At 62.7% G+C, this 23,101-nt stretch carries 23 protein-coding genes and 1 pseudogene; 13 read left to right on the plus strand and 11 right to left on the minus strand.

Features of this window, described 5'->3' with window-relative positions; genetic code table 11:
- Window positions 1-390: 390 nt before the first annotated feature.
- The gene (locus ACM6JT_RS32000; RefSeq protein ID WP_414857929.1) at window positions 391-1,815 is read left to right on the plus strand and encodes a PLP-dependent aminotransferase family protein; all 1,425 of its coding nucleotides are present in this window, start codon (window positions 391-393) and stop codon (window positions 1,813-1,815) included.
- A 235-nt stretch (window positions 1,816-2,050) separates the two neighbouring features.
- On the opposite strand, the gene ACM6JT_RS32005 is transcribed toward ACM6JT_RS32000, so the two are convergent.
- A complete protein-coding gene (locus tag ACM6JT_RS32005; protein ID WP_279608089.1) occupies window positions 2,051-2,419 on the minus strand; it encodes a winged helix-turn-helix transcriptional regulator in 369 nt (122 codons plus the stop codon).
- Window positions 2,420-2,508: 89 nt separating this feature from the next.
- Here ACM6JT_RS32005 and ACM6JT_RS32010 point away from each other — a divergent pair, with 89 nt between their 5' ends.
- Window positions 2,509-2,835: a nuclear transport factor 2 family protein gene (locus tag ACM6JT_RS32010; protein ID WP_414857930.1), complete on the plus strand. Its 327-nt coding sequence runs from the start codon at window positions 2,509-2,511 to the stop codon at window positions 2,833-2,835.
- Window positions 2,835-3,614 (plus strand): SDR family oxidoreductase, encoded by a 780-nt coding sequence (locus ACM6JT_RS32015; protein ID WP_414857931.1) that lies wholly within the window; start codon window positions 2,835-2,837, stop codon window positions 3,612-3,614. The genes ACM6JT_RS32010 and ACM6JT_RS32015 overlap by 1 nt, the downstream gene beginning before the upstream one ends.
- A 315-nt stretch (window positions 3,615-3,929) precedes the next feature.
- Here the strand turns inward: ACM6JT_RS32015 and ACM6JT_RS32020 are convergent, their stop codons facing one another.
- The 3 genes and pseudogenes from ACM6JT_RS32020 to ACM6JT_RS32030 all read right to left on the minus strand — a co-directional run bounded on the left by ACM6JT_RS32020 (window position 3,930) and on the right by ACM6JT_RS32030 (window position 7,714).
- On the minus strand, window positions 3,930-5,501 hold the full coding sequence (locus tag ACM6JT_RS32020; protein WP_414857932.1) for a hypothetical protein: 1,572 nt from the start codon (window positions 5,499-5,501) through the stop codon (window positions 3,930-3,932).
- A gap of 72 nt (window positions 5,502-5,573) precedes the next feature.
- A pseudogene (locus ACM6JT_RS32025) lies at window positions 5,574-6,390 on the minus strand (IS5 family transposase).
- Between the two features lie 310 nt (window positions 6,391-6,700).
- A complete protein-coding gene (locus tag ACM6JT_RS32030) occupies window positions 6,701-7,714 on the minus strand; it encodes a LysR family transcriptional regulator (RefSeq protein ID WP_204492888.1) in 1,014 nt (337 codons plus the stop codon).
- Window positions 7,715-7,821: 107 nt separating this feature from the next.
- Here ACM6JT_RS32030 and ACM6JT_RS32035 point away from each other — a divergent pair, with 107 nt between their 5' ends.
- Genes ACM6JT_RS32035 through ACM6JT_RS32045 form a run of 3 tightly spaced genes read left to right on the plus strand, consistent with a single transcriptional unit; the run spans window position 7,822 to window position 9,960 of the window.
- The gene (locus tag ACM6JT_RS32035) at window positions 7,822-8,556 is read left to right on the plus strand and encodes an SDR family NAD(P)-dependent oxidoreductase (protein ID WP_414857933.1); all 735 of its coding nucleotides are present in this window, start codon (window positions 7,822-7,824) and stop codon (window positions 8,554-8,556) included.
- A 12-nt stretch (window positions 8,557-8,568) separates the two neighbouring features.
- Window positions 8,569-9,336, plus strand: a complete 768-nt coding sequence (locus tag ACM6JT_RS32040; RefSeq protein WP_034184523.1) for an SDR family NAD(P)-dependent oxidoreductase — start codon at window positions 8,569-8,571, stop codon at window positions 9,334-9,336.
- A 27-nt stretch (window positions 9,337-9,363) separates the two neighbouring features.
- On the plus strand, window positions 9,364-9,960 hold the full coding sequence (locus ACM6JT_RS32045) for an NADPH-dependent F420 reductase (protein WP_414857934.1): 597 nt from the start codon (window positions 9,364-9,366) through the stop codon (window positions 9,958-9,960).
- Between the two features lie 221 nt (window positions 9,961-10,181).
- Here the strand turns inward: ACM6JT_RS32045 and ACM6JT_RS32050 are convergent, their stop codons facing one another.
- The 6 genes from ACM6JT_RS32050 to fdhD form a co-directional block, all read right to left on the minus strand.
- Entirely contained in the window at window positions 10,182-10,367 is a 186-nt protein-coding gene (locus ACM6JT_RS32050; protein ID WP_414858022.1) for a hypothetical protein, read from the minus strand.
- A gap of 41 nt (window positions 10,368-10,408) precedes the next feature.
- The gene (moaD, locus tag ACM6JT_RS32055; protein WP_204492892.1) at window positions 10,409-10,666 is read right to left on the minus strand and encodes a molybdopterin converting factor subunit 1; all 258 of its coding nucleotides are present in this window, start codon (window positions 10,664-10,666) and stop codon (window positions 10,409-10,411) included.
- Between the two features lie 58 nt (window positions 10,667-10,724).
- Window positions 10,725-11,297, minus strand: a complete 573-nt coding sequence (locus ACM6JT_RS32060) for a molybdenum cofactor biosynthesis protein MoaE (protein WP_414857935.1) — start codon at window positions 11,295-11,297, stop codon at window positions 10,725-10,727.
- A gap of 46 nt (window positions 11,298-11,343) precedes the next feature.
- Window positions 11,344-12,468, minus strand: coding sequence for a GTP 3',8-cyclase MoaA (moaA, locus tag ACM6JT_RS32065; RefSeq protein ID WP_414857936.1), 1,125 nt, complete (start codon window positions 12,466-12,468; stop codon window positions 11,344-11,346).
- Window positions 12,469-12,667: 199 nt separating this feature from the next.
- Window positions 12,668-13,882, minus strand: a complete 1,215-nt coding sequence (gene glp / locus ACM6JT_RS32070; RefSeq protein ID WP_414857937.1) for a gephyrin-like molybdotransferase Glp — start codon at window positions 13,880-13,882, stop codon at window positions 12,668-12,670.
- Window positions 13,879-14,751 carry a formate dehydrogenase accessory sulfurtransferase FdhD gene (gene fdhD, locus ACM6JT_RS32075; protein WP_414857938.1) on the minus strand — a complete coding sequence of 291 codons (873 nt, stop codon included), beginning with the start codon at window positions 14,749-14,751 and terminating at the stop codon, window positions 13,879-13,881. Before fdhD ends, glp begins: the two co-directional genes overlap by 4 nt.
- A 422-nt stretch (window positions 14,752-15,173) precedes the next feature.
- On the opposite strand from fdhD, the gene ACM6JT_RS32080 reads away from it, so the two are divergent.
- From ACM6JT_RS32080 to ACM6JT_RS32100, 5 genes are all read left to right on the plus strand, one after another.
- Entirely contained in the window at window positions 15,174-16,574 is a 1,401-nt protein-coding gene (locus tag ACM6JT_RS32080; RefSeq protein WP_414857939.1) for a cytochrome ubiquinol oxidase subunit I, read from the plus strand.
- A gap of 3 nt (window positions 16,575-16,577) precedes the next feature.
- Window positions 16,578-17,585 carry a cytochrome d ubiquinol oxidase subunit II gene (gene cydB, locus ACM6JT_RS32085; RefSeq protein ID WP_034184514.1) on the plus strand — a complete coding sequence of 336 codons (1,008 nt, stop codon included), beginning with the start codon at window positions 16,578-16,580 and terminating at the stop codon, window positions 17,583-17,585.
- Window positions 17,586-17,748: 163 nt separating this feature from the next.
- Complete coding sequence (locus ACM6JT_RS32090; RefSeq protein ID WP_131947248.1) at window positions 17,749-18,669, plus strand: bestrophin family protein; 921 nt, start codon at window positions 17,749-17,751, stop codon at window positions 18,667-18,669.
- Window positions 18,670-18,767: 98 nt separating this feature from the next.
- Window positions 18,768-19,361: an SMI1/KNR4 family protein gene (locus ACM6JT_RS32095; protein WP_414857940.1), complete on the plus strand. Its 594-nt coding sequence runs from the start codon at window positions 18,768-18,770 to the stop codon at window positions 19,359-19,361.
- A gap of 83 nt (window positions 19,362-19,444) precedes the next feature.
- Window positions 19,445-19,831: a VOC family protein gene (locus tag ACM6JT_RS32100; protein WP_034184511.1), complete on the plus strand. Its 387-nt coding sequence runs from the start codon at window positions 19,445-19,447 to the stop codon at window positions 19,829-19,831.
- Between the two features lie 75 nt (window positions 19,832-19,906).
- Here ACM6JT_RS32100 and ACM6JT_RS32105 read toward each other — a convergent pair whose 3' ends face one another.
- A complete protein-coding gene (locus ACM6JT_RS32105; RefSeq protein ID WP_175747986.1) occupies window positions 19,907-20,257 on the minus strand; it encodes a DUF1493 family protein in 351 nt (116 codons plus the stop codon).
- 364 nt (window positions 20,258-20,621) lie between these two features.
- Between ACM6JT_RS32105 and ACM6JT_RS32110 the strand changes: the two genes are divergently transcribed.
- Both ACM6JT_RS32110 and ACM6JT_RS32115 read left to right on the plus strand, forming a co-directional pair.
- Window positions 20,622-22,445: an AAA family ATPase gene (locus ACM6JT_RS32110; RefSeq protein WP_414857941.1), complete on the plus strand. Its 1,824-nt coding sequence runs from the start codon at window positions 20,622-20,624 to the stop codon at window positions 22,443-22,445.
- Between the two features lie 3 nt (window positions 22,446-22,448).
- Window positions 22,449-23,093, plus strand: a complete 645-nt coding sequence (locus ACM6JT_RS32115) for a 4Fe-4S single cluster domain-containing protein (protein WP_175747982.1) — start codon at window positions 22,449-22,451, stop codon at window positions 23,091-23,093.
- The last annotated feature ends 8 nt before the right edge of the window (window positions 23,094-23,101 follow it).

Below are 23,101 nucleotides of genomic sequence, written 5' to 3' on the forward strand. Positions count from 1 at the left end.
CGACTCGCTGACGCCGAGGTGGCCGGCCGCGTCGTTCTGGCGCCGGCGGCGCAGCGCAAGGCTTCAGGCCGCCCGGGAATTTCATAAGACGTACAGTTCTCCCGCCATGCGCGATTCGCGCCGAACTGTACTCTTGTTCGCGCGATCGATGTGTGTACTCGTCGCTGACTGTTCTGCTTTTAAGATTCCATCATCAAGTGCACAGTGCCGCAGATCCTGTCGTACCGGAACCCTGCCGGCGCATCTTCAAGAGAGAGCCAGTGTGATGGAAAAGGCAAAACCGGAGGGAAGGATCAGGAATCACGACGGCCCGGTCGGCGGGTGGAACACGCGCGTGTCGGACGCGCACAGCATGGCGGCGCGGCGGCGCATGCCGACGGGAGGCGCGCGATGAAGCTCTATGAAAAACTCGCGGACGATATCGAGCGCCTGATCCGCCAGGGCGTGTACCGGCACGGCGACCGGATTCCGTCGGTGCGGCAGGCCAGCCAGCAGCACCGGATCAGCATCACGACCGTGCTGCATGCATACCTGCTGCTCGAAAGCCGCGGGCTGCTGGAAAGCCGCCCGCAGTCGGGTTATTTCGTGAACCTGCGCCGCGACGACAGCCACGCGCCGGTGCGCGAGTTGCGGCCGTCGAAGCCGATCGCGATCTCGTCGTCGGTGGACGTGAGCCGACTCGTGCTGTCGACGCTGCGCTCGATCGGCACCGACGACGCGGTGCCGCTCGGCTCGCCGTATCCGGACCCGAGCCTGTTCCCGTTCGAGAAGCTGAACCGCTATGCGTATGCGGCCGGCCGCGACAAGTCGCTGTGGGGCGTGACGGACGGGCTGCCGCCCGGCCATCCGCGGCTGATCCGGCAGATCGCGCGTCGTTACCTGGAAAACGGGATGTCGGTGGACCCGAACGAGATCATCGTGACGGTCGGCGCGACGGAGGCGATCAACCTGTGCCTGCAGGCGGTGGCGAAGCCGGGCGACACGATCGCGGTGGAGTCGCCGACGTTCTACGCGATGCTGCACGCGATCGAGCGGATGGGGATGAAGGCGATCGAGGTCGCGACGCATCCGGAATGCGGGATCGACATCGCCGCGCTGGCCGCGATCGCGAAGTCGCAGCCGATCGCGGCGTGCATGGTGATGCCGAACTTCCAGAACCCGCTCGGCTTTCAGATGCCCGACGAGCGCAAGCGCGAGCTGGTTGAGTTCGCAACGAAGTCCGGCATGCCGATCATCGAGAACGGTGTGTATAACGAACTGTATTTCGGCGATACGCATCCGAGTTCGCTGAAGTCGTACGACCGCAGCGGGATCGTGCTGCATTGCTCGTCGTTCTCGAAGAGCCTGACGGCTGCGTACCGGATCGGCTGGGCGTTGCCGGGCCGTTATCGCGATCAGGTCGAGAAGCTGAAATTCCTGAACACGCTCGCGACGCCGTCGTTGCCGCAACTCGCGATCGCCGAGTTTCTCGAGCGCGATGGGTACGAGCATCACCTGAGGCGGATCCGCAAGGCGTACGCGCAGCAGGCGAACCTGATGCGCGCGATGGTGTCGCGGTTCTTTCCGGAGGGCACGCGCATCTCGAGCCCGGCGGGCGGGTACGTGCTGTGGGTCGAACTGCCGGCGCAGGTCGATGCGATGCGGCTGTACCAGCTCGCGCTGGAGCAGGGGATCACGATCGGGCCGGGCTACATGTTTTCGATTACCGACAGCTACCGGAACTTCATTCGGTTGAACTACAGCAGCCCATGGTCGCCGGAGATCGAGCAGGCGGTGATCGCGGTCGGGAAGCTGGCCGCGGCGTGCATGCGGTGAAGGGGCGTGGGTTGTCTCTTGCGCTTCAACGACGAAGCCGGCCTGGTGCCGGCTTTTTCTTGGGTCTTCGTGGATACTCGTGGGTGTTGCTTGCCGAGCCTATCGAGCCGCTCGGACAGGTTCTACCACCGTCCGCTCCCGGCGCCGCATGAGACGACCGCTGATAAAGCGTCGGCCTTTGATTCGTCGGCCATCATCGACGCCCCACAGAATCCGAATACATAAAACAGGTTGGTCAGCCTCGGGCACGCACGCTCGACGGAGCCGATGGAAAGTCTTGACGGCACTCCGCCCATTTCAGGATCGCATCCAGTGCCGGGCACAGCGCCTGTCCCCAGTCAGTCAGGCGATAGTCCACCTTTGGTGGCACCTCATGATAGACCGTGCGCGTCACAATGCCGTCTTCTTCGAGGCGGCGTAGCTGTTGGGCAAGCATCTTTTGCGTGATGCCGGGGATCAGCTTCTCGAGGTCCGAAAATCGTCGCACCTGGCCACCGAACAGGTGAAACAGGATGACCAGCTTCCAGCGTCCTTCCAGAAGCTTGAATGCGGCCTCGACATCGATCGCGGCGGTCGTGGGAGTGTAGGCTTTTCGGTTAGGCACGACTTACTTACTTTTTAGTGCGTTCTTGCGATGCGGTAAGTATAGCGACATCATTGGAACTTGAAGCCATGATCTTCAGGGAAAGTATGATGAACGTGACCTTGCCGTCGCCGCTGGATGTCTATCTGAACGCGGAGGCCAATAACGACACCGCGCCTCTCGTCCACTGCTTCGCTTCGGATGCCGTTGTGCACGACGAGGGACGCACGATCAAGGGGCTCGAAGCAATCCAGGCCTGGAAGAAAGACAGCAAAGCCAAGTACCAGTACCGCGTCGAGCCGTTGGACTTGTCCCAGAATGGCGCCGTCGTCACGATGCGCGCCAGGCTCACCGGTTCCTTCCCCGGTAGCCCGCTCGAACTGACCTACACGTTTGTCTTGGCCGACGGCAAGATCGCGTCTCTGGAGATTCGCTGATGAGCGCTACATTCGAACTTCAAGGCCTTCGGGCACTTGTTACAGGCGGGACCAAAGGCGTAGGCAAAGCCGTTGTCGCGCACCTTTGCGAGGCGGGCGCGAACGTCCTCGCGACTGCACGTTCTCGTCCTGATGAACTTGCCGAAGAAAGCTTCATCGGTGCGGACATCGCGACGGCCGAAGGATGTAAAACCGTTGTCGACGCCGTGCTCGACCGGCTCGGCGGCGTCGATATCATCGTGCACGTGGCCGGTGGCTCGTCTGCGCCGGCGGGTGGCTTCAGGGTGCTCGACGACGACGAATGGAACAAGGCATTGAACCTGAACCTGTTCCCGGCAGTACGCATCGATCGCGCGCTGCTACCCTTAATGGTCGAGCAGCGCTCGGGCGTCATCGTCCACGTTACGTCAATCCAGCGGCAATTGCCGTTGCCGGAAGCCACGATTGCCTATGCCGCCGCCAAGGCTGCTCTGTCGAACTACAGCAAAGCCTTGTCCAAGGAAGTCAGTCCGAAAGGCGTTCGGGTCGTACGTGTCTCCCCGGGCTGGGTCGCAACGGATGCCGCCGAGAATCTCGTCGCCAGAATTGCCGAGCAGAACGGCATCGACACGGACGGCGCTCGGAAAGTCATCATGGATTCGCTCGGCGGCATTCCTCTTGGCCGGCCATGCTCTCCCCGGGAAGTGGCAGAACTCATCGGTTTCCTTGTCTCCGCACGCGCCAGCGCCATCACCGGCACCGAGTACGTCATCGACGGCGGAACCGTTCCGACTGCGTGATCTGAGCCGCTTGTCCGTGGATGTCGGCGCGCTTCGACATAGGCGAAGCCAGTTTCTCAGATAGCTGTTCGCGGTTGCTGTTTAAGAGACGGTTTCAAAATGCTGTTTTGGGCTCGACGTCCGCGGCGAGCTGTTAGCCTCTGGCATTGGAACAACCGGGGCCGGGGAGATGGGCAAGCCGATCATCAACGGCGAATCCTGGATGCTGATCGATCTGTCACTACCTCCCACCAAGCGACAGCGGAAGAAGAGTCCGCTGACGCTTTGTTTCCCGAAGCGCGCTTCGCTGACCAGCCCCCCTGTTTCAGCAGCCTGCTAGTCTGCAGCGTATTCAACCGACCACTTTGAATCTATATAGCTGAGAATACTGCCGGCTGCCGTTATGCAAAATCTTGGCGTGCCGCTCGTGTCCGGCAACATGCGCCGGCAGCCATGCGGCGCTTCCGTAAGCGTTTTCCACGAACCGCTCTGACGATCGAATTCCCTTAATTCAATATCCGAGCTAAATGCTCCTGTATTCCAACGCACCGCTCTTCCCTCACTGAGATTATCAAACCGAATATCCGAGAAAACGTACGGCGGAGTATTGTATTTCAACCAAGTTTCACCATTGTCGCTTGACAAGTACAACTTGGAAAAAGCGCCTTGAGCATGATAAGCGGTCAGCACTCCGGATGCAGATGATGCGTGAAAGCCGGTCATTTCGGTGGGCGGGGTAACTGGGGTCCACGCCATCGTGGACAAATTTAGTCTTAATAGTTGAGACGGGGTGCCAACATAGTAGAAATCGCCGGTTGACTCAATCTGCCCGGGAAACGCATTAATTGCCTTGAGTCCTTTTCCGTCGCCAATTTGCTTTATCTTGACCAGATCCCGCAAATCATTCTCGCCAGATTGATAGATTTCGATATTATTTATCTCCTTCCAGACAGGACCATTTACCACGCCTCGTGCCACCGCCACGAACCATCGGTTGGCTTTTCGATCGATATCCACGATTCTGGCATCACTTCCCATGGCGGCAAGAATTTTCCAGTCCCCCCGCCCAACTTCGGTGACACGAATAACACCGTTGTCGAATCCGGCCAGAAGTGCTTTGCCGTCTACCTTGACGGCAGTTACTTCGTGGAGCGAGCCTGTATCCAGCGATCTCCAGTTCCCCTGAGGGCCTCTGATCCGAATTTGACCCATATCCGCACCGTAGTACAGGTTGCCAGATGCGTCGTGTTCAAATTTCCGAGTCAATGGCGGAGCTGCAGTTTTCCATAACTGAAAGAAATCATTCGCCGCCCGCGTGTCGACAAGTTGCTTGCTTATGGCTGGCCTGTTGACGTGCCGTTCATAATCCATCAATAAGTCGGCCAGCAAGCCAAGCCCCGTAAGGGGATATATGGTTTCAATGGGCGCGGGCACTTTCTGAACCTCCCATTCGATCGGATATTTCGACATCAAAACCGATTGATATTCATTTGCGATGGAATTTAAGTTTTCAACAAATTCCCTATGCCTAACCGGGAGCACCACAAATTTATATCCCCCAATCGACAATTGAATCAAGCCACCAAGGTCAGTTATCCGGCCTCGCTGAACTTCTATTTTTGGATAATCTATCAGATTGTAATTTTTCCATTTCGCCAGCCGATACTCGCCGGCCGGAATCCAAAGCCCCGCCCCATACGAATCAATGCCCGGGTGCGGCTGCAGCAAAAAAGTGGAATTGTCTTTCAGAGACTCCAGTTGTACACTATCGCTCGCACTCCCTTTTGGGATGGAAACGTATACATAACCGTGAGTTGCCGCAAGCTGGCTGGGCGATTGAATGACAGGCGCATTGACGCAGCCGAATAAAAAAATCAAAAATAATATAAACGGATGAATTTTTTTCATTTAAATACCCTCCGGGTCGGCGGAAATTATAATCTCAATCCCGCCCCGCTTTCACCAATCTTGCAGTTGTTTTCAAATATTCCGATCGGTACGTCGAAGGGTATTCCAGCAGATCAGGCAGCAACCGAGTTTGAGGAACGCGCCGTGAATGTCGGCACGGCGTTCGAAACGAATACGGAGGCGACGGAAGTGATGCAGCCAAGCATGCGTGCGTTCAACGACCCAGCGATATTTTCCAAGGCCGCTGCCGTGTTCGGTACGACGCTTGGCAATCACCGGTTCGATACCACGATTGCGCAACGCTTTTCGATGTCGCTCGGAGTCGTATCCGCGGTCGGCGTAGACCACACGCGGTCTCTGCAGTGGGTGGCCGCGCAATCCGCGAATCGGTGGAATCGCGTCGATCAGCGGCAGCAATTGCGCGACGTCGTTGACGTTCGCGTCGGTCAGGATCGCGGCAAGCGGCGTGCCGTTGGCATCGGTGACGATGTGGTGCTTCGAACCGGGTCGAGCGCGATCGGTAGGGTTTGGCCCAGTTTTTGGCCCGCCCCAACGGCGCGAATCGATGACGAATCGACAGCGGCTCGCGAGAAGTCGATCTGGTCTGCTGCTCGCAGCTTCGCGAGTAGCAGCTCGTGCAAGCGGTCCCACACACCGGCCGCCTGCCAGTCGCGCAGCCGCCGCCAACATGTCACGCCCGAGCCGCAACCCATCTCGGCAGGCAGGTCACGCCAGCGTAGTCCGGTCTTGAGAACGAACAAGATGCCGGTCAGCGCGGCGCGATTCGAAACAGGCAGGCGGCCCGGGTTCTTCTCGCGCCGCGGCTTGGATGGCGGCAGTAACGGCTCGATCAGTGTCCACAATCGTCGTCGATGATCGGCTTGCCCATCTCCTCGGCCTCGGTTGTTCCGATGTCTGAGGTTAACAGCTCGCCGCGAAAGTTAACAGGCCCACGGGCTCTTTTTGAAACCGTCTCTAAGGGTGGACGGCAAGCTCTGAGTGCGACCGGCGACCGTCTGATGTTGAGCTTTGAGCGGACCCGCGAAAGCTTCCGCTGAACGGCTCAAAATGGCCGCACAGAGCCCAACGGCGGCCGGCTCAGGACAACCCGTTTCCGCCGGTTGATTCTCGAGGATCCGACGGGCTCGATTCCAAGCATTGCTGCCATCGAGGATTCCAGAAAGCGGACTTCCGGCCATCTACTTGGCGGACGTCCGCCGAGGAGCGACAGGCCGCACTGGTTGCTCCTCACGCTTGGCGGGCTTTCTGGCTTTTTTGGTTTTGTGCAAGACCGGGCTCTGGGTAGCATCCTTCGGGCAGTTCTGGCGATCGCCTAGAAGCTCAACGAGTCGTGCCTCGCATTCGGAAATAGAGTACCCGCGCCGCAGCGAGATCATGAAGGTGAGAGGACGCATGTGCCATGCGCGCCGTTGGAGTTCGACGAGCGTTCCCTTCGCGAGGTCTTCATCGACCATATGGCGCGGCATGTGGCCCCAGCACAAGCCTCCCCTGAGCAGATCGTGCTTCGCGCCGAGGTCATTCACCCACCACTGGCGTTCGCTGGCGACCCCCTGTTGTGTCTTTTCCGCATCGGGCTGATTGTCCGTTACAACAAGCTGGATGTGCCGGCCAAATTCCTCCCGCGGGATTGGCCCCGCGATCGAGGCCAGCGGATGCGACGGTGCACAGACGGTCACCATTTGCGAGTCACATAGATGCTGCCGTTCTATGGTGCCGGGGCTCAGCTCCGGCACGTCCGTGATCGTCACCGCCAATGCGCACGTGCCTTCGAGAACCAAACGCTCGCCACCCTGCATGGTTGTCATGCGCAGATTGATTGCAACCGTTGGAAAGTCCGCCTGCAAGGTGCGCAGGCATTCGATCAGGTGCGCACGTGGGAAATAGGTATCCACGGCAACCGAGACCTGTGGGACTCCGGCTTCAGCAATCGCAACCGCACGCATCTTCATTTCCTCGGTGCGCGAGATTACCCCACGCGCGTCAGGCAGGAGGCTGCGGCCCGCGGCCGTCAGCGTCGCTTTGCGAGTGTTGCGCTCGAACAGCACCACATCAAAGGCGCTCTCGAGCGAGCTGATCGCATGACTGATCGCCGACTGTGCACGCCTTAGCTGCCGTGCCGCTCCGGAAAAGCTCCCCTGGTCACACACGGCGACGAATGCCCGAAGTTGATTGATGGTGACGTTGTCCAACATATATCTATCTGGAAAGTAGATGGTATTCATACATATTCAGTCAATTGTCTTTATGAATCAAGGGCCTCAGAATCGGTTTGTCGCTTTTGTTTCGAAGGATGCAGGGCATGAACAGACTGAATGGAAAGACCGCGGTGATCACCGGAGGCGCTACCGGCATCGGCCGCGCCGCGGCAAAGCGCTTCATAGAGGAGGGCGCCTTCGTCTTCATCTTCGGCCGCCGGCAGGAAGCACTCGACGCCGCTGTGGCCGACCTCGGGCCCAATGCCCGCGCAGTGAAGGGCTCGGTCTCCGACCTGGCCGACCTCGACCGGCTCTACGCGGCGGTGAAGGCCGAGCGCGGAACCCTCGACGTCGTCTTCGCCAATGCCGGGGTGGGAAGCCAGCTGCCACTCGGCAAGATTACCGCCGGGCACATCGACGAAATCTTCGACACCAACGTGAAGGGTTCGATCTTCACGGTCCAGAAGGCGCTACCTCTGATGGGCCAGGGCGGTTCGATCATCCTGACCGGATCGAGCGCCGGCACCACGGGCGCCCCGGCGTTCAGCGCCTACAGCGCGAGCAAGGCGGCCGTGCGCAACCTCGCACGGACCTGGGCAGAGGACCTGAAAGGCACCGGTATCCGGGTGAACGTGCTGTCCCCTGGGCCGACCGCGACCGAACTCGCAAAGGAAGCGCTGGGCGAGGAAGGCATGAAGGTCTTCGCTTCGCTCAATCCGCTCCAGCGTATGGCCGATCCGGCGGAGATCGGGGCGGTGGCCGCCTTTCTTGCGTCGTCGGACAGCAGCTTCATGACCGCCAGCGAGATCGCCGTTGACGGTGGCCTCGCACAACTCTGAGGAAAAAACGCAATGACACAATCTCTAAAGGGCAAAACAGCTCTCGTTACCGGGGCATCGCGGGGCATTGGCCGCGCCATCGCCGAACGTCTTGCAAAGGACGGTGCGATGGTTGCGCTGACCTACAACGCCAGCAAATCCGGCGCGGACGAGGTGGTCGCGGCCATCGAGAAAGCGGGAGGCACCGCGTTCGCGATCCATGCGGATCTCGTCGACCCGGCGACCGTCCCGGCGTTGTTCGAGAGACTTGACGACGAGTTCACCAAGCGGAACGGAAGCAAGGCCCTCGACATTCTGGTCAACAACGCTGGCAATTCCGGCTGGGTTGGCTTCAAGGACGCGACGCCGGAGAGTTGGGACACCCTGATGGCGGTCTACGCCCGCGCACCCTTCTTCATCATTCAGGCCGCTCTCGATCGTCTCGCCGATGGTGGACGCATCATCAACATCTCTTCCGCTGCCGCAACGAAGCCCGTGACGGCTGCGCCCGTCTACTCGATGGCGAAAGCGGCCATCAACACCCTGACCCATACGCTCGCAATCGAGCTGGGGCCGCGTGGCATCACCGCGAACGCCGTAGCGCCGGGCTTCACGCGAACGGATGCGAACGCCGATTTGCGGGAGAATCCCGAGCTCGTCAAGGCGGCCGAGGCCCAAATCGCGCTGGGCCGCTTTGGCGAGCCGTCGGAAATCGCCGCCGTCGTAACGTTCCTGGCCTCCGATGACGGCCATTGGGTGACCGGCCAAACGATCGAAGCAAGTGGCGGCTACAAGCTCTGACCGCGCCGGGAAACGAAGGAGAAACATATGAGTTACGCAATCATTGGCTTCGGCAAGATTGGCCACGCACTTGCCAAGGCGTTCGCCCGCAACGGTATCGAAGTGGCCGTTGCAACCACGCGCGACCCGAAAAGCTTTGCAGCCGAGGCAGCCGCGATCGGACCCACGATTATTCCCAAAACCCTGACCGAAGCCGTCAAGGCGGACATCATCTTTTTGGCGGTTCGTTTCGAGTCGCACCCGGAGGTCGCAAAAGCACTGCCCGACTGGACGGGGAAGACCATCGTCGACGCGATGAACACGCAGGCCCCGCTCGAGGAACTGAGCGGTCTCCCGTCCTCCGCCTTCGTCGCGAAGGTGTTCACCGGAGCCAGGCTGGTGAAAGGCTTCAACCATCTGGTCGCGGCCGTCCTTGATCAGGATCCGGCCGTCCACGGTGGCAGGAGAGTCGTGTTTCTCGCGAGCGACGATGACGGCGCCGCAGCGAAGATTGGCGAGCTTGCGGAAAATCTCGGTTTCGCGCCAATCAAACTTGGCGGGCTTTCGGAAGGTGGACTGCTTGTGCATGCGCGCGGGAAAAGCTGGGGTCATCTGATCTTCAAGGACTTGATCAAGTTCGACTGATGACAACGGCTTCCGGCTATTTCGCTGTCGACGGGGTGAATCCGCAGGACACGACCGACATCCGAACGTCAGAACGGCAAGGCACCGGAATGAACGCTCCTGGCCGAGCGCCGACGCGTCGGCATTGAAGATTGCAGTTGCGTGAGCGTCGATGGCGTTGGAGTTCGTCCGGACAGTGCAGCATGCATCCGCCACCCGGCGAACCTCGCGTGTCGCCTGCCTCAGCGATTGAGTTCTTCGAGCCGCAGGCCATTGGTCCTCGGACCGAACGCGCCGATGATCACGGCCACCAGGAGCATGAACACCGTGATCCCGGTGAACACGCCGGGCACGCCGTAATCCTTCAGCAGCGTCGCGACGCCAACCGCCCGGCGGTAACTGTCAACACCCTCGGACGTGTGCTGCACGGGGCGACCGACGTCACGACGGATTGCGGCTCCTCATCATGTCACCCGCCCGTCACCGGCGGAAAAAACGCCACTTCGCTATCTTCCCGCACGACGAAGCCGCCCGTCACCATCTCGAGATTCACGGCCGCCCGCACGGGCCGGTCCATCCGCAACGCTTCCGCGCTGCGCGCGTCGCGCGCGGCCAGCGTGCTGCGCAACGCATCGACGGTAAGTTCGTGCGCATCGATCTCGACGATTTCCTCGTCGGTATCGAGTTGCTCGCGAATGCTTGCAAAGTATTTGATCGTCAGTTTCATCGCGATGTCTTGAGTGGAATCGGAATCGGCGGAATCGGAAAACGTGAGGCGCGCGCGGTCAGCCCCAGCGCCGCATCGCCTGGTCGTCGTGCACCTTCGCCTCGACCCAGCCCGATTCGCCGTCGTGGCGGATCTCCTTCTTCCAGAACGGTGCGTGGGTCTTCAGGAAGTCCATCAGGAATTCGCACGCATCGAACGCGGACCCGCGATGCGCGGCAGCCACCACGACCAGCACGACCGCCTGGCCGAGCGGGATGCGCCCGACGCGGTGCACGATCCTGACCGCTTCGAGCCGCCAGCGCGCGCTGGCTTCCTCGACGATGCTCCACAGGGCCTGTTCGGTCATCGTCGGGTAGTGCTCGACCTCGAGCGCGACGACGTCGTCGACGTCGCCTTCGTTGCGCACGACACCGAGGAAATTCACGACCGCGCCGACATTCGGATTGCGAACGATCGGTGCTAGCTCGGCACCTGCGTCGATCGCAGCGTACTGCACGCGCACTTCGAAGCCGGCAGAAATTGCCGGCGGCGGCTCGGTGTGCGGTTCGGTCGTGTCGGCGGGATGGGAATGACTGCCGGCGCGCAGCGGATCGTCCGGCAGCCCGGCGCGGGATTCGGTGAAGCTCGTCATCACGGTTCTCCTGTAGGCGGTGCGTCCTGTATCGCGCGGCGGCCCGTCAGCCGCCGACGAGCGACATGCGCACGGTCGGATAGGTCTTGCCCGGCGCGCGGGCCGGCCGTGCGGCCCGGCGCTCGGAATAGCGGTCGTCGCGCCGCGTCCAGCGATCGCGCACGGCGGCGGCGAGCGTGTCGACCGGCGTCGCATCGTCGAGCCACGGCCGCAGGTCGGTGCCCTGGGTTGCGAACAGGCATGTATAAAGCTTGCCGTCGGCCGACACGCGTGCGCGCGAGCAGGTGCCGCAGAACGGATGCGACACGCTCGCGATGAAGCCGACCTCGCCGGCACCATCGATGTGCGCGCAACGGATTGCGGTCGCGTCGTGCCCCGGTTCGCCGACGAGCACGAGCGGATAGTGCTCGTCGATCAGCTCGCGCATGCGCGCGGCCGGCACGACCTTGTCGCCGGACCAGAAGCTCGCGCCGCCGACGTCCATGTATTCGATGAAGCGCACGGCCACGCCGGTATGCCGGAAGTGACGCACGAGCGGCAGGATCTGGTCGTCGTTCGCGCCGCGTTCGATCACCGCGTTGACCTTGACCGGCGCGAGCCCGGCCGCATGCGCGGCTTCGATGCCGGCCAGCACGCGCGACACGGGCACGTCGGCGTCGCTCATCCGGCGGAATACAGCGTCGTCGAGCGCATCGAGGCTGACGGTCACGCGCGACAGCCCCGCGTCGCGCAGCGCGCGTGCTTTCGCGGCGAGCAGCGAACCGTTGGTCGTCAGCGCGATTTCGACGGGCTTGCCGTCGACGGTCGTCAGTGCGGCCAGCCGTTCGATCAGCGCTTCGAGATTGCGGCGCAGCAGCGGCTCGCCGCCGGTGATGCGGATTTTCTCGACACCGAGCGACGTGAACGCGCGTGCGATCTTTTCCAGTTGCGCGAACGACAGCCGCTCGGACGACGGCATGAATGCGTAGCCGGCGCCGAAGCTTTCGCGCGGCATGCAGTAGCCGCAGCGGAAATTGCACTGGTCGATCACGGACAGGCGCAGGTCGCGCAGCGGGCGGCCGAGCGTGTCGGTCGTGCGGGGGAAGGCGCCGGGCGATGCGCCGCCGGAGCAAGCGGCGGCGGCCGGCGCGGCGGAAACGATGGCATTCACGATCGGTTCGTCGGCCTGCATGAAGTAAGCGGAGGGGCGTCGCCGATCGGCCGCGTGCGTGCCGACGTATCGGCGCACAGGTCGTGGCGAGCCTCATCGTGAGCATAGTCCGCCGGACTTTTCCGGCAGGGACACAATCGCGCCCGAATTGCAGGAATACAGTTCGCCGTGCGGGGTGCGCGGCGAATGCTCAGTATCGGGCGGCTATCAGGCGTCGCGATCATGCTAGCCAGTGCGCGAATTCGTAGTACGGTACCGCGTCGCCGCGCGCGATGCGCTTCCCGGCCGGCAGCCGCGCGAGCCCGCTCGCCTGCACGAGCGATTGCAGCGTGCCGGCGCCTTGCTGCCGCAGCGTGTCGAGCACGGCCGAGCCGTCGGCGCCGATGGTGCAACGCACGCGCACGAAGCGCTCGCGCTGCGCATCCGGCTCGAAGTCGATGTCGATCGGCAGCGACGGCACGGTCGGCACGCACGCGTCGCGCCTCTGCAGGCAGCGGATCAGCGGCGCGACGAACAGCGCGAACGCGGTCATCGCGGCGCCCGGATTGCCGGGCAGCAGCACCACGGGCCGCGCGTCGAGCCGCGCGAGCGCGACCGGCTTGCCGGGTTTCATGCGCACGCCGCCGACGACGAACGATGCGCCGAGCGCGGCCAGCGCGGGGCGCAGCAGGTCCTTGTCGCCGACCGACGCGCCGCCGACGCAGATCACCAGATCGCAACACGCGTGCAGGTCGCGCAGCGCGCGATCGACGGCGGGCGCCGTATCGGCCGCGTACAGGCTCATTGCAACGCCGGCACCGGTTCCCGATACCAGCGCGGCGAGCATCGGCGCATTGCTGTTGTAGATCTGCTGCGGCGTACGCGGCTGGCCGCACGCGACGAGTTCGTCGCCGGTCGTCAGGATGCCGACGCGCAGCGCCGGGCGCACGTCGATGCGCGCGAAACCTTGCGCGGCGGCCACGCCGACGTGCATCGCGCCCATCCGCACGCCGGCCGGCACGAGCAGGTCGCCGGCACGCACTTCCTCGCCCCGGCGGCGGATGTGCGAGCCGCTGCGCTGCGGCGCGTCGAATGCGACCCAGCCGTCCTGTTCGTGCGCATGCTCCTGCATTACGACTGTATCGGCACCGGCCGGAATCAGGCTGCCGGTGAAGATGCGTGCGGCCGTGCGCGCGGCCAGCGGCGCGGGCGTGTCGCCCGCATAGCAGCGCTGCGCGACGCGCAGCGGCTCGCCGTGCGCAAGATCCGCGTGACGCACGGCGTAGCCGTCCATCGCACTCTGGTCGGCCGGCGGCTGGTCGAGCACGGCGGTTAGCGGCGCGGCCAGCACGTGGCCGGCCGCGTCTGTCACCGGAACAGAGGTGGCCGCAGCAAGCGGTGCGAACGCGCCGGCGAAATGCTGCTGCGCGGTGTCGAAATCGATCAGTTGTTTCATGACGAGAGAGCCGGATGCGCTTGCGAAAGCGCCGGTTGGTCGGGATGGGCGGCCTCGGGCGACACGTATTCGACGAAGCCGTCGTTGCGGCAGAAGCCGAGCAGCCGCACGCCGGCTTCGCGAGCGACGTCGATCGCCAGCGACGTCGGCGCGGAGATCGTCGCGATCATCGGGATCCCGACCCGCGCGGCCTTGCGCACCAGTTCGTAGCTCGCGCGGCTCGACAGGAACACGAAACCCGCGCGCAGGTCGGCGCGGCGCCGCGCGAGGCGGCCGATCAGCTTGTCGAGCGCGTTGTGGCGGCCGACGTCCTCGAACACGTCGAGCACGGCGCCATCGCGGTCGCACCACGCGGCCGCGTGGATGCCGCCCGTCTCGCGCATCAGCGTCTGGCGGGCCGGCAACGCACGCGCGGCGCGTGCGATCGCGTCGGCGCCGATGCCGGCGGCCGCGCCGGCGGCATCGATGCGCGGCGGATGCAGGTCGAGCTGCGCGATGCTTTCGATCCCGCATACGCCGCAGCCCGTGCGGCCGGCCAGCGCGCGGCGGTGCGCCTTCAGTGCCATGAACGCCTGCTGCGACACGGTGAGCCGCACTTCGGCGCTGCCGGGCCGGCATTCGCTTTCGATGTCGAACACGTCGGACGCGCGCTCGACGATGCCTTCGCTCAGTGCGAAGCCGAGCCCGAACGCGTCGAGGTCGATCGGCGTCGCCATCATGACCGTGTGCGAGATGCCGTTGAACACGAGTGCAACCGGCGTTTCGTCGACGACGCGATCGACGGTGTCGCGCGTTTCGCCGGCACGATGACGCGTCACATGACACGCGGTGCTGCCGGTCGGATCGTCGCGGCGGGTGCAGGGCTCCATGCGTTTTTCTCCAGGCGGATCGGCCGGTGTGCCGGCCGGGCCCGGCGCGTACGCCGGGCGACGGGAATCGATGCCGCCGGGCGGGCGCCGAGGGGCGCGCCGTCGCCGCGGGCAGGCGTTGCATCACATGGTAAGGGCGGTGAACAGCGCGCCGCAGGCACAGCGTCGCAACGCGGAAAGCAGTACAGCTGACCACGCCGCAGGCGCGAAATGTGTTTTCCGTGCACACATCCTCGCCGACGGAACCATCACAGTTTCAGCGCACGTTCGAGTGATTGCGAGTATCGTGGCAAACGCGATATCGTCATTCACGCTTCGATGCCATGCGAATGATCGTTTGTGTTCGCATGTGTTGTCGCCAAGCCGTCGCGCGATTTCCTGCTTCGGGCGGACGTTCTCACAATCACGAGCAAATTACGGTCATGGAAATCTTCGATGCGTTCCATCTCGCACGATTGCAATTCGCGTTCACGGTGTCGTTCCACATCGTGTTTCCCGCGATCAGCATCGGCATGGCGAGCTTCCTGGCGGTGCTGGAATGGCGTTATCTCGTCACCGGCGACGCCGCCTACAAATCCATGTTCCAGTTCTGGTCGAAGATCTTCGCGATCGGCTTCGGGATGGGGGTGGTGTCCGGCGTCGTGATGGCCTACGAGTTCGGCACGAACTGGGCCGGCTTCTCGCGCGTCGCCGGAAACATCACGGGGCCGCTGCTCACGTATGAAGTGCTGACGGCGTTCTTCCTCGAAGCCGGCTTCCTCGGCGTGATGCTGTTCGGCTGGCAGCGCGTGAGCCCACGCGCGCACTTCTTCGCGACGCTGATGGTCGCGGTCGGCACGCTGATCTCGACGTTCTGGATTCTTGCATCGAACAGCTTCATGCAGACGCCGCAGGGCTACAAGATCGAGAACGGCCTCGTCGTGCCGGTCGACTGGTTCAAGATCATCTTCAATCCGTCGTTCCCGTATCGCCTCGTGCACATGACGATCGCGGCGTTCATCGTCGCGGGCTTCATCGTCGCCGCGTGCGGTGCGTGGCACCTGCTGAAGGGGCGCCGCGACGAGCCGGTGAAGCGCAGCTTCTCGATGGCACTGTGGATGCTGCTGCTGCTCGCGCCGATCCAGATCGTCGTCGGCGACGCGCACGGGCTGAACACGCGCGAATACCAGCCGGCGAAGATCGCGGCGATCGAGGGGCTGTGGGAAACCGAGAAGGGCGGCACTGCGCTGAACCTCGTCGGGCTGCCCGACATGCAGGCCGAAACCACACGCTATGCGATCCAGGTGCCGCACCTCGGCAGCCTGATCCTCACGCACAGCTGGAGCGGCGAAATCCGCGGGCTGAAGGAATTCCCGCCGCAGGACCGCCCGTATTCGCCGATCGTGTTCTGGACGTTCCGGATCATGGCCGGCCTCGGGATGCTGATGCTGCTGACCGCGCTGCTCGGGCTGCTGCTGAGAAAGGGCGGGCGCCTGTATGAAACGCGCTGGTTCCAGTGGTTCGTGGTGGGCATGGGGCCGTCGGGCATCGTCGCGCTGCTGGCCGGCTGGATCACGACCGAGGTCGGGCGGCAGCCGTGGACCGTCTACGGCGTGCTGCGCACCGTCGATTCGGTCGCGCCGCTCAGCGCGCAGCAGGTCGGCGTGTCGCTGCTGATCTTCGTGGTCGTGTATTTCCTGGTATTCGGAACGGGTATCTACTACATGATGAAACTGATGAAGCGCGGGCCGGCTGCCCAAGCCGGGTACATCGAGCTGCACCGGCATCCGGGGCTGCGCAAGAGCGCGCTGTCCACGCCGCTGAACGTCACCGAAGCGGAGTAAGCCATGCAAATCGATCTTCCTGTCGTGTGGGCCGCGATCATCGGCCTCGGCGTGTTCATCTACGTGATGCTGGACGGCTTCGATCTCGGCATCGGCCTGCTGTTCCCGTTCTTCGATGCGAAGGCCGAGCGGCAAGTGATGCTCGACACCGTCGCGCCGGTGTGGGACGGCAACGAGACGTTCCTGGTGCTCGGCGGCGCGGGGCTCTATGGCGCGTTCCCGGTCGTGTATTCGACGCTGCTGCCCGCGAATTACCTGCCGCTGGTGCTGATGCTGGTGGGGCTGATCTTCCGCGGCGCGGCGTTCGAACTGCGCGCGAAGGCGACCCGCACGCAACACATGTGGGATCTTGCGTTCATCGGCGGCTCCGCGCTCGCGGCGTTCTGCCAGGGGATCGTGCTCGGTTCGCTGCTGCAGGGCATCAAGATCGAGAACAACCAGTTCGCGGGCGGGCCGTTCGACTGGCTGTCGCCGTTCAGCCTGCTGTGCGGGATCGGCGTGCTCGTCACGTATGCGACGCTCGGCTGCGGCTGGCTGATCCTGAAGGTCGACGGCGAACTGCAGCGCAAGATGCGGCTGCTGATGAAGCCGCTCGCGGGCGTGCTGCTTGGCGTGATGGCCGTCGTCAGCCTGTGGACCGTGATCGGGCTGCCGGCCGTCGCGCACCGCTGGTTCGGCAGCGGCAACCTCGGCTGGTTCCTGCCGGTGCCGGTCCTCGTCGTCGCGTGCGTGTGGGGCATCTTCCACACGGTGAAGCGCCAGCACGAGGCCACGCCGTTCCTGCTGACGCTCGCGCTCGTGTTCCTCGGCTACACGGGGCTCGTGATCAGCATCTGGCCGAACATCGTGCCGCCGTCGCTGACGATCTGGGATGCGTCGTCGAGCCATTCGAGCCAGCTGTTCGCGCTCGTCGGCACGGTGATCGTGCTGCCGATCATCCTCGTGTACAACGCGATGCAGTACCGCGTGTTCCGCGGCAAGGTGCGCGAGGGCGACATCGGCTATCACTGAGCGGCGCGCGATGTGACGGGGCGCAGTGTGCGCGGGCGTATCGTCGCGCGCAACGCGGCCCCGGCACGGCCCCTGCCCGAAAGCGGCCCGCCACGCGCGGGCCGTTGCGCATCGGGTGCGGGCGTTCCGTGTTGCGTATTCCTTTGTCAGTCGAGAAACAATCATGATCGTCAGACCACGACAAAACTGGCTCAGGATGCTGTTCGTCTGGAACGGCTCCGTGCTGCAATCGATCATTCCGCAACTGGTGTTCATGGCGATCGTCAGCACGCTGGCGGTCTTCACGAACGGGCGCATCTTCGGCGAGAAGATTCCGCTCAACACCGCGCCGTTCACGCTGTTCGGGCTCGCGCTCGCGATCTTCCTCGCGTTTCGCAACAACGCGAGCTTCGAGCGCTTCAAGGAGGCGCGGCATCTGTGGGGCAACCTGCTGATCGCGGCGCGCAACGTGACGTCGCAACTGAATCGCTACCTGCCCGACAGCGTCGGCGATGCCGAGCGCAACCGGCTCGCCGATCTGCTGATCGCGTTCACGTATGCGCTGAAGCATCAGCTGCGCCATACCGATCCGACCGAAGACCTGCAGCGCATCCTCGGCGCGGAGCGCGCCGGCGCGCTCGCACGCAAATGCTTCAAGCCGGTCGCGATCCTCGACGAGCTGCGCGGCGGCATCGTCCGCGCGCTGGGCCGCGTGCCCGGCAGCGATGCGACGTGCTGGATGTTCGACACGCAGCTCGACGAACTGGGCAAGTCGGTGGGTGGTTGCGAACGCATCCTGTCGACGCCGATTCCGTTCTCGTACAGCGTGCTGTTGCATCGCACCGTGTATGCGTACTGCGTGCTGCTGCCGTTCGGCCTCGTCGATTCGACGGAGTTCTTCACGCCGCTGATCTGCGTGTTCATCTCGTACACGCTGATCGCACTCGAAGCGATCGCGAACGAGGTCGCCGAACCGTTCGGCCTCGCGCCGAATGCGCTCGCGCTCGATGCGATGACGCGCACGATCGAGCGGTCGGTGCTCGAACTGGGCGACCGCGCGATGCCGGAGGAATTCGAGCCGGCGTCGACGTACCAGATCACGTAGGCGGGCGGGCGCAACGGATCGGTTATCCGGTCGGCAAAGCGGGCTGCGGCGGGCGCTAGAATGGCGCTTGCCCGTTTCACGAACCCGGACCTGACGCGATGACCCTCGTCGACACCTATCTGGCCGGCCTGCGCGCCGCGCTGCCCGACGCCGACAACGCGGCGCTCGCCGCCGCCACCGGCGCGATGCCCGCGCAACTCGACGCGCTGCGCGCCGCGTATCCGCAATGCCCGGCCAGCCTGCTCGAACTGCTCGGCAAACTCGACGGCACGTACTGGCGCGACTACGGCGGCACGACGATCAACGTGCTGGTGCTGGGCTCCGACGTCTACGAATATCCGTACTACCTGCTGTCGGCCGAGCAGATGCTCGTCGAAGCCGCGAAGTACCGCGACAGCATCGCGGACATCTACGGCGACGACGTGAACGACGACGGCGAACTCGTCGATCCGCGCATCGACATCGCATTGCCGATGAGCCGACGCCTGTGTTTCTCGCATTGCATGAACAACGGCGGCACGTCGCAGCTCTACATCGATTTCGATCCCGCGCCCGGCGGCAAGGTGGGGCAGGTCGTGCGTTTCCTGCACGACCCCGACAGCTACGCGGTGATCGCCGACGACTTCGACGGCTACCTGCGCCAGCTGATCGACGGCGGTTATGCGTTTGTCATCGATTTCGACGAAGAATAGCGGCGGGGGCGTTGCCTGTTATCGACGATGCGGCGTGACCGGGCGCACGGCGATTGCCGGTTGCCTCTTCAGGAGAGACTGACATGCGAATCTACGTGACGAGTATTTTTGTCGACGATCAGGACAAGGCGTTGACGTTCTATACCGACAAGCTCGGGTTCAGGCTGAAGAACAATATCCCGGTGGGCGACTATCGCTGGCTGACCGTCGTGTCGAAGGACCAGCCGGACGGCACCGAGCTGCTGCTCGAGCCGAGCAGCCATCGTGCGGTGGGGCCTTACAAACAGGCGCTTTACGAGGACGGTATCCCGGCGGCTTCGTTCCAGGTCGACGATCTCGATGGCGAATTTGCGCGGCTTACCGCGCACGGCGTGCGGTTCACGCTGGAGCCGATGGACGCTGGGCCCGTGCGCGTTGCCGTGATCGACGATACGTGCGGCAACCTCATTCAACTGATGCAGATGAAGTAGCGCGTCGCGCGGGCTCGCTCAGAGCGCTGCGACCGGCGGCGCGTCGTGCGTCCAGCTGCGTTCTAGTCGTGCGGATTACCTTCTGATTGCGTCGGAAGCCCACGCGCCAAGCGAGACGGCCTCGCACAGCATGCCGACGGTCAATGCTTCCCGCTTGAACGTATGGGCCTTCCGCAGTATGACCTTGCGCATCACCTGATACAGGGATCCTTCGCCTTCCATCAGGAAGTAACGCCCGAAATCGTAGTCGCCGCGATCCTCGTCGAACCGGGTGAAAAAACGTTCCATGAAGATGTCCGCATCGTCTCCGGTTTGTCCGAGATCGTCACATAGGGCGGTGTCCTCGGTAATCTGGCGTTTGCTCGATACGGCCGTTTCCTGACGAACGAACGCTTCTAGCCTTCCCCAAATTTGACGGTCGTCCATTACTGAATACTGCCCTCTGGTTTTACAATCCGGTTGTATCGGGAAACGGTGATTCGGATACGAGCATCTCGCGGTTGATCGACGTTTTCCGGACTGGTGCGCATAGCATCGCCGATGCAATCGTTTTCCGATAGTGACTTCGCCGATTCGGGTAGTTCGCGGCGCGTTTGGCAATTCTCTGACGGTTTGTCTGTTGTGGATACACTGATAGCACTTTCTCGTCTTGCGATCGCATGCGCAGAGAAAATGTCTCGTTGTCCGGAGGCGCGTAGGTTCTTTTCCGATGTTGGCATCCATTCGATATATACCGATCGACGGGCTATGGTAACGTTTTGCTTTCGCTTTCTGAGCCTGCCGTCACGACATGCCTGCATACGTCAAACCAAGATGGTTACGGGATCTGCTGCGTTTCCTCCCGTTAAAGAGCCAGTTTGTGCTATCGGGAAACGTGCGCGATTTGCAAGCCTGCGAGGTTGCGCCGGGAGTCGTGACGGCGCAGTCGCTGGTCAGTACGCTCGGGGACAATCTCCGGGAGGCGGGCTACGCACAGTTGGTTGTCTGGAATCCGATTTCGGGCTTCACTGTGCCGGAAAGTCGGGTGCCGCCAACGGAGCCGGCCGACGAAACCTTACGGCATCTCGGTCTGATACCGGTTGACGGCGCGGCTCCGGGCGGTATCGATGCACTTACGGCGTGCCTTGAACGCCTAGCTGCTCTGCCCGGCTTGCCGATTGCCCTCGTCGTCGATTTTGCCTCTCGACTGGCGATTCGCGCAGAAACGCTGAACTCGACGGAGCACACACTCTTCTCGCGCGCTCTGGTGTTGGCGCATATGGCTGTACCTCGCCCCGCCGGAGAATTGAGACGTCCGTTTTTCAATACAGTAATCTGGATCGTCGACAAGGAGGGTGATCTGCCCGACTGGTTGCTGATCGACAACCCGCGCATACGGCACATTCCCGTATCGAAACCCGACAGCGCCGCGCGTCGGGCGTTGGCCGGTGCGTTGTTGCGCGGCGTGCCAGGTGCCCAAGCGGCCACGCCGGACGGTCTCGCCGAGGCGGAATCCGCATTCGTCGAGGGTTCCGAGGGATTGCTGCTCGCCGACATGAATGCAATCGCCACGCTCGCTCGCGTCGAGCACGTTCCCATTGAGAAGATCGCCGATGCTGTAAGGCGCTACAAGGTCGGTGTCACCGAGGATCCGTGGCTGCAGATCGATCGTGACAAGATTCGTCACGCCGAGACGTTCGTTCGTCAGCGCGTCAAGGGGCAGGTGCATGCGGTCACGCACATGCTCGACCTCGTCAAGCGGGCAATGACTGGTGTGGGCTCTCGCCGGAAGGGAAACCGGCCGCGCGGCGTGGCATTCCTTGCTGGTCCGACCGGTGTCGGGAAAACCGAACTCGCCAAGACCATCACGAGCTTGCTGTTCGGCGATGAAAGCGCCTACATCCGCTTCGACATGTCGGAATTCAGTGCGGAACATGCCGACCAGCGACTGATCGGCGCCCCGCCAGGCTATGTTGGCTACGACGTCGGTGGGGAGTTGACGAATGCGATTCGCGAACGTCCGTTCAGCGTGGTGCTCTTCGACGAAATCGAAAAAGCGCATCCGCGCATTCTCGACAAATTCCTGCAGATTCTCGACGACGGCGTGCTGACGTCAGGACGCGGCGATCGCGTGTATTTTTCCGAAGCGTTGATCGTTTTCACGTCGAACCTCGGCATTTATCGTCAGGACGAATCGGGCCAGCGAGTCGCAAACGTCCAGCCAGGTGACGATTTTGCGGAGATGCAGAAAAAAATGCTCGGGGAAATCCAGCGACATTTCAAGTTGGTTCTGAACCGGCCCGAAATCCTGAACCGCATCGGCGAGAACATCATCGTTTTCGACTTCATCCGTGAGGATGTCGCGACGGATATCTTTGAGCAGATGGTTCGTGCCGTACTTGACGACATCGCTTCCCAAGGTATCGAAATCGATCTGGACGCGGAGTCCAGGGTTGCGCTTCAGGCGAGATGCCTCGGCGATCTATCGAACGGTGGCCGCGGCATCCGCAACCAGATCGAAGCGCATCTGCTCAATCCGCTAGCACGCGGCTTGTTCGATCAGGATGCAAACTCCGGCGATCGGTTTGTCATCTCGGGCATCGACTCGGGTTCGTTCCAACTGCAAAAGCGTTAGGCCATGAACATCCGCGTTTCGCGCTTGCACTTTCCCGTCACGACGCTTGGGCCGGGCGAGCGGATCGGAATCTGGTTTCAGGGTTGTTCGATCCGATGCCCGGGGTGCATTTCGATGGATACCTGGGCGAGCACCGGAGGCGAAACCACTGTCGATGCCGTATTGGCGCAGGCCCGAATCTGGTTGCCTGAAGCTGCTGGCATTACGATCTCGGGTGGTGAGCCGTTCGATCAGCCAGAGGCGCTGATCATGCTCCTGCATGGCCTGCGGCAGCTATCGACGGGCGACATCCTCGTCTATAGCGGTCACGCGATCGAATCCTTGGCCGACACCTTGATCCGGGCCGATGGCCTGATCGATGCGCTGATCTCCGATCCGTTCGACATCGACGCGCCACAAACACGTCCCTTGCGCGGCAGCGACAATCAGCGGCTGCATTGCCTTACTTCGCTCGGCCGCGCACGTTTTGCGCAGTACGAGCATGCGTCGAGGAACAATGGTAAGGCGCTCGACGTGATGTTCGACGAGGATGGTAGCGTCTGGTTCGCGGGGATACCGGACCGGGACGATTTTCAACGTTTGAGAGACCTATTGACCGATCAGGGCCATCGCGTCCGGATCAGCGCCGACAAGGCGAAAAACAGATAAGACAGGAA

Origin of the sequence: Burkholderia sp. IT-111MI5 (assembly GCF_949752865.1) — a bacterium.
GTDB classification, from domain to species: Bacteria; Pseudomonadota; Gammaproteobacteria; order Burkholderiales; family Burkholderiaceae; genus Burkholderia; species Burkholderia pyrrocinia_C.

Coding starts and splice junctions, on each gene's coding strand:
- ACM6JT_RS32000 (WP_414857929.1), top strand. CDS start 391: ATGAAGCTCTATGAAAAACTCGCGGACGATATCGAGCGCCTGATCCGC.
- ACM6JT_RS32010 (WP_414857930.1), top strand. CDS start 2,509: ATGAACGTGACCTTGCCGTCGCCGCTGGATGTCTATCTGAACGCGGAG.
- ACM6JT_RS32015 (WP_414857931.1), top strand. CDS start 2,835: ATGAGCGCTACATTCGAACTTCAAGGCCTTCGGGCACTTGTTACAGGC.
- ACM6JT_RS32020 (WP_414857932.1), bottom strand. CDS start 5,501: ATGAAAAAAATTCATCCGTTTATATTATTTTTGATTTTTTTATTCGGC.
- ACM6JT_RS32030 (WP_204492888.1), bottom strand. CDS start 7,714: ATGTTGGACAACGTCACCATCAATCAACTTCGGGCATTCGTCGCCGTG.
- ACM6JT_RS32035 (WP_414857933.1), top strand. CDS start 7,822: ATGAACAGACTGAATGGAAAGACCGCGGTGATCACCGGAGGCGCTACC.
- ACM6JT_RS32040 (WP_034184523.1), top strand. CDS start 8,569: ATGACACAATCTCTAAAGGGCAAAACAGCTCTCGTTACCGGGGCATCG.
- ACM6JT_RS32045 (WP_414857934.1), top strand. CDS start 9,364: ATGAGTTACGCAATCATTGGCTTCGGCAAGATTGGCCACGCACTTGCC.
- moaD (WP_204492892.1), bottom strand. CDS start 10,666: ATGAAACTGACGATCAAATACTTTGCAAGCATTCGCGAGCAACTCGAT.
- ACM6JT_RS32060 (WP_414857935.1), bottom strand. CDS start 11,297: ATGACGAGCTTCACCGAATCCCGCGCCGGGCTGCCGGACGATCCGCTG.
- moaA (WP_414857936.1), bottom strand. CDS start 12,468: ATGCAGGCCGACGAACCGATCGTGAATGCCATCGTTTCCGCCGCGCCG.
- glp (WP_414857937.1), bottom strand. CDS start 13,882: ATGAAACAACTGATCGATTTCGACACCGCGCAGCAGCATTTCGCCGGC.
- fdhD (WP_414857938.1), bottom strand. CDS start 14,751: ATGGAGCCCTGCACCCGCCGCGACGATCCGACCGGCAGCACCGCGTGT.
- ACM6JT_RS32080 (WP_414857939.1), top strand. CDS start 15,174: ATGGAAATCTTCGATGCGTTCCATCTCGCACGATTGCAATTCGCGTTC.
- cydB (WP_034184514.1), top strand. CDS start 16,578: ATGCAAATCGATCTTCCTGTCGTGTGGGCCGCGATCATCGGCCTCGGC.
- ACM6JT_RS32090 (WP_131947248.1), top strand. CDS start 17,749: ATGATCGTCAGACCACGACAAAACTGGCTCAGGATGCTGTTCGTCTGG.
- ACM6JT_RS32095 (WP_414857940.1), top strand. CDS start 18,768: ATGACCCTCGTCGACACCTATCTGGCCGGCCTGCGCGCCGCGCTGCCC.
- ACM6JT_RS32100 (WP_034184511.1), top strand. CDS start 19,445: ATGCGAATCTACGTGACGAGTATTTTTGTCGACGATCAGGACAAGGCG.
- ACM6JT_RS32105 (WP_175747986.1), bottom strand. CDS start 20,257: ATGGACGACCGTCAAATTTGGGGAAGGCTAGAAGCGTTCGTTCGTCAG.
- ACM6JT_RS32110 (WP_414857941.1), top strand. CDS start 20,622: ATGCCTGCATACGTCAAACCAAGATGGTTACGGGATCTGCTGCGTTTC.
- ACM6JT_RS32115 (WP_175747982.1), top strand. CDS start 22,449: ATGAACATCCGCGTTTCGCGCTTGCACTTTCCCGTCACGACGCTTGGG.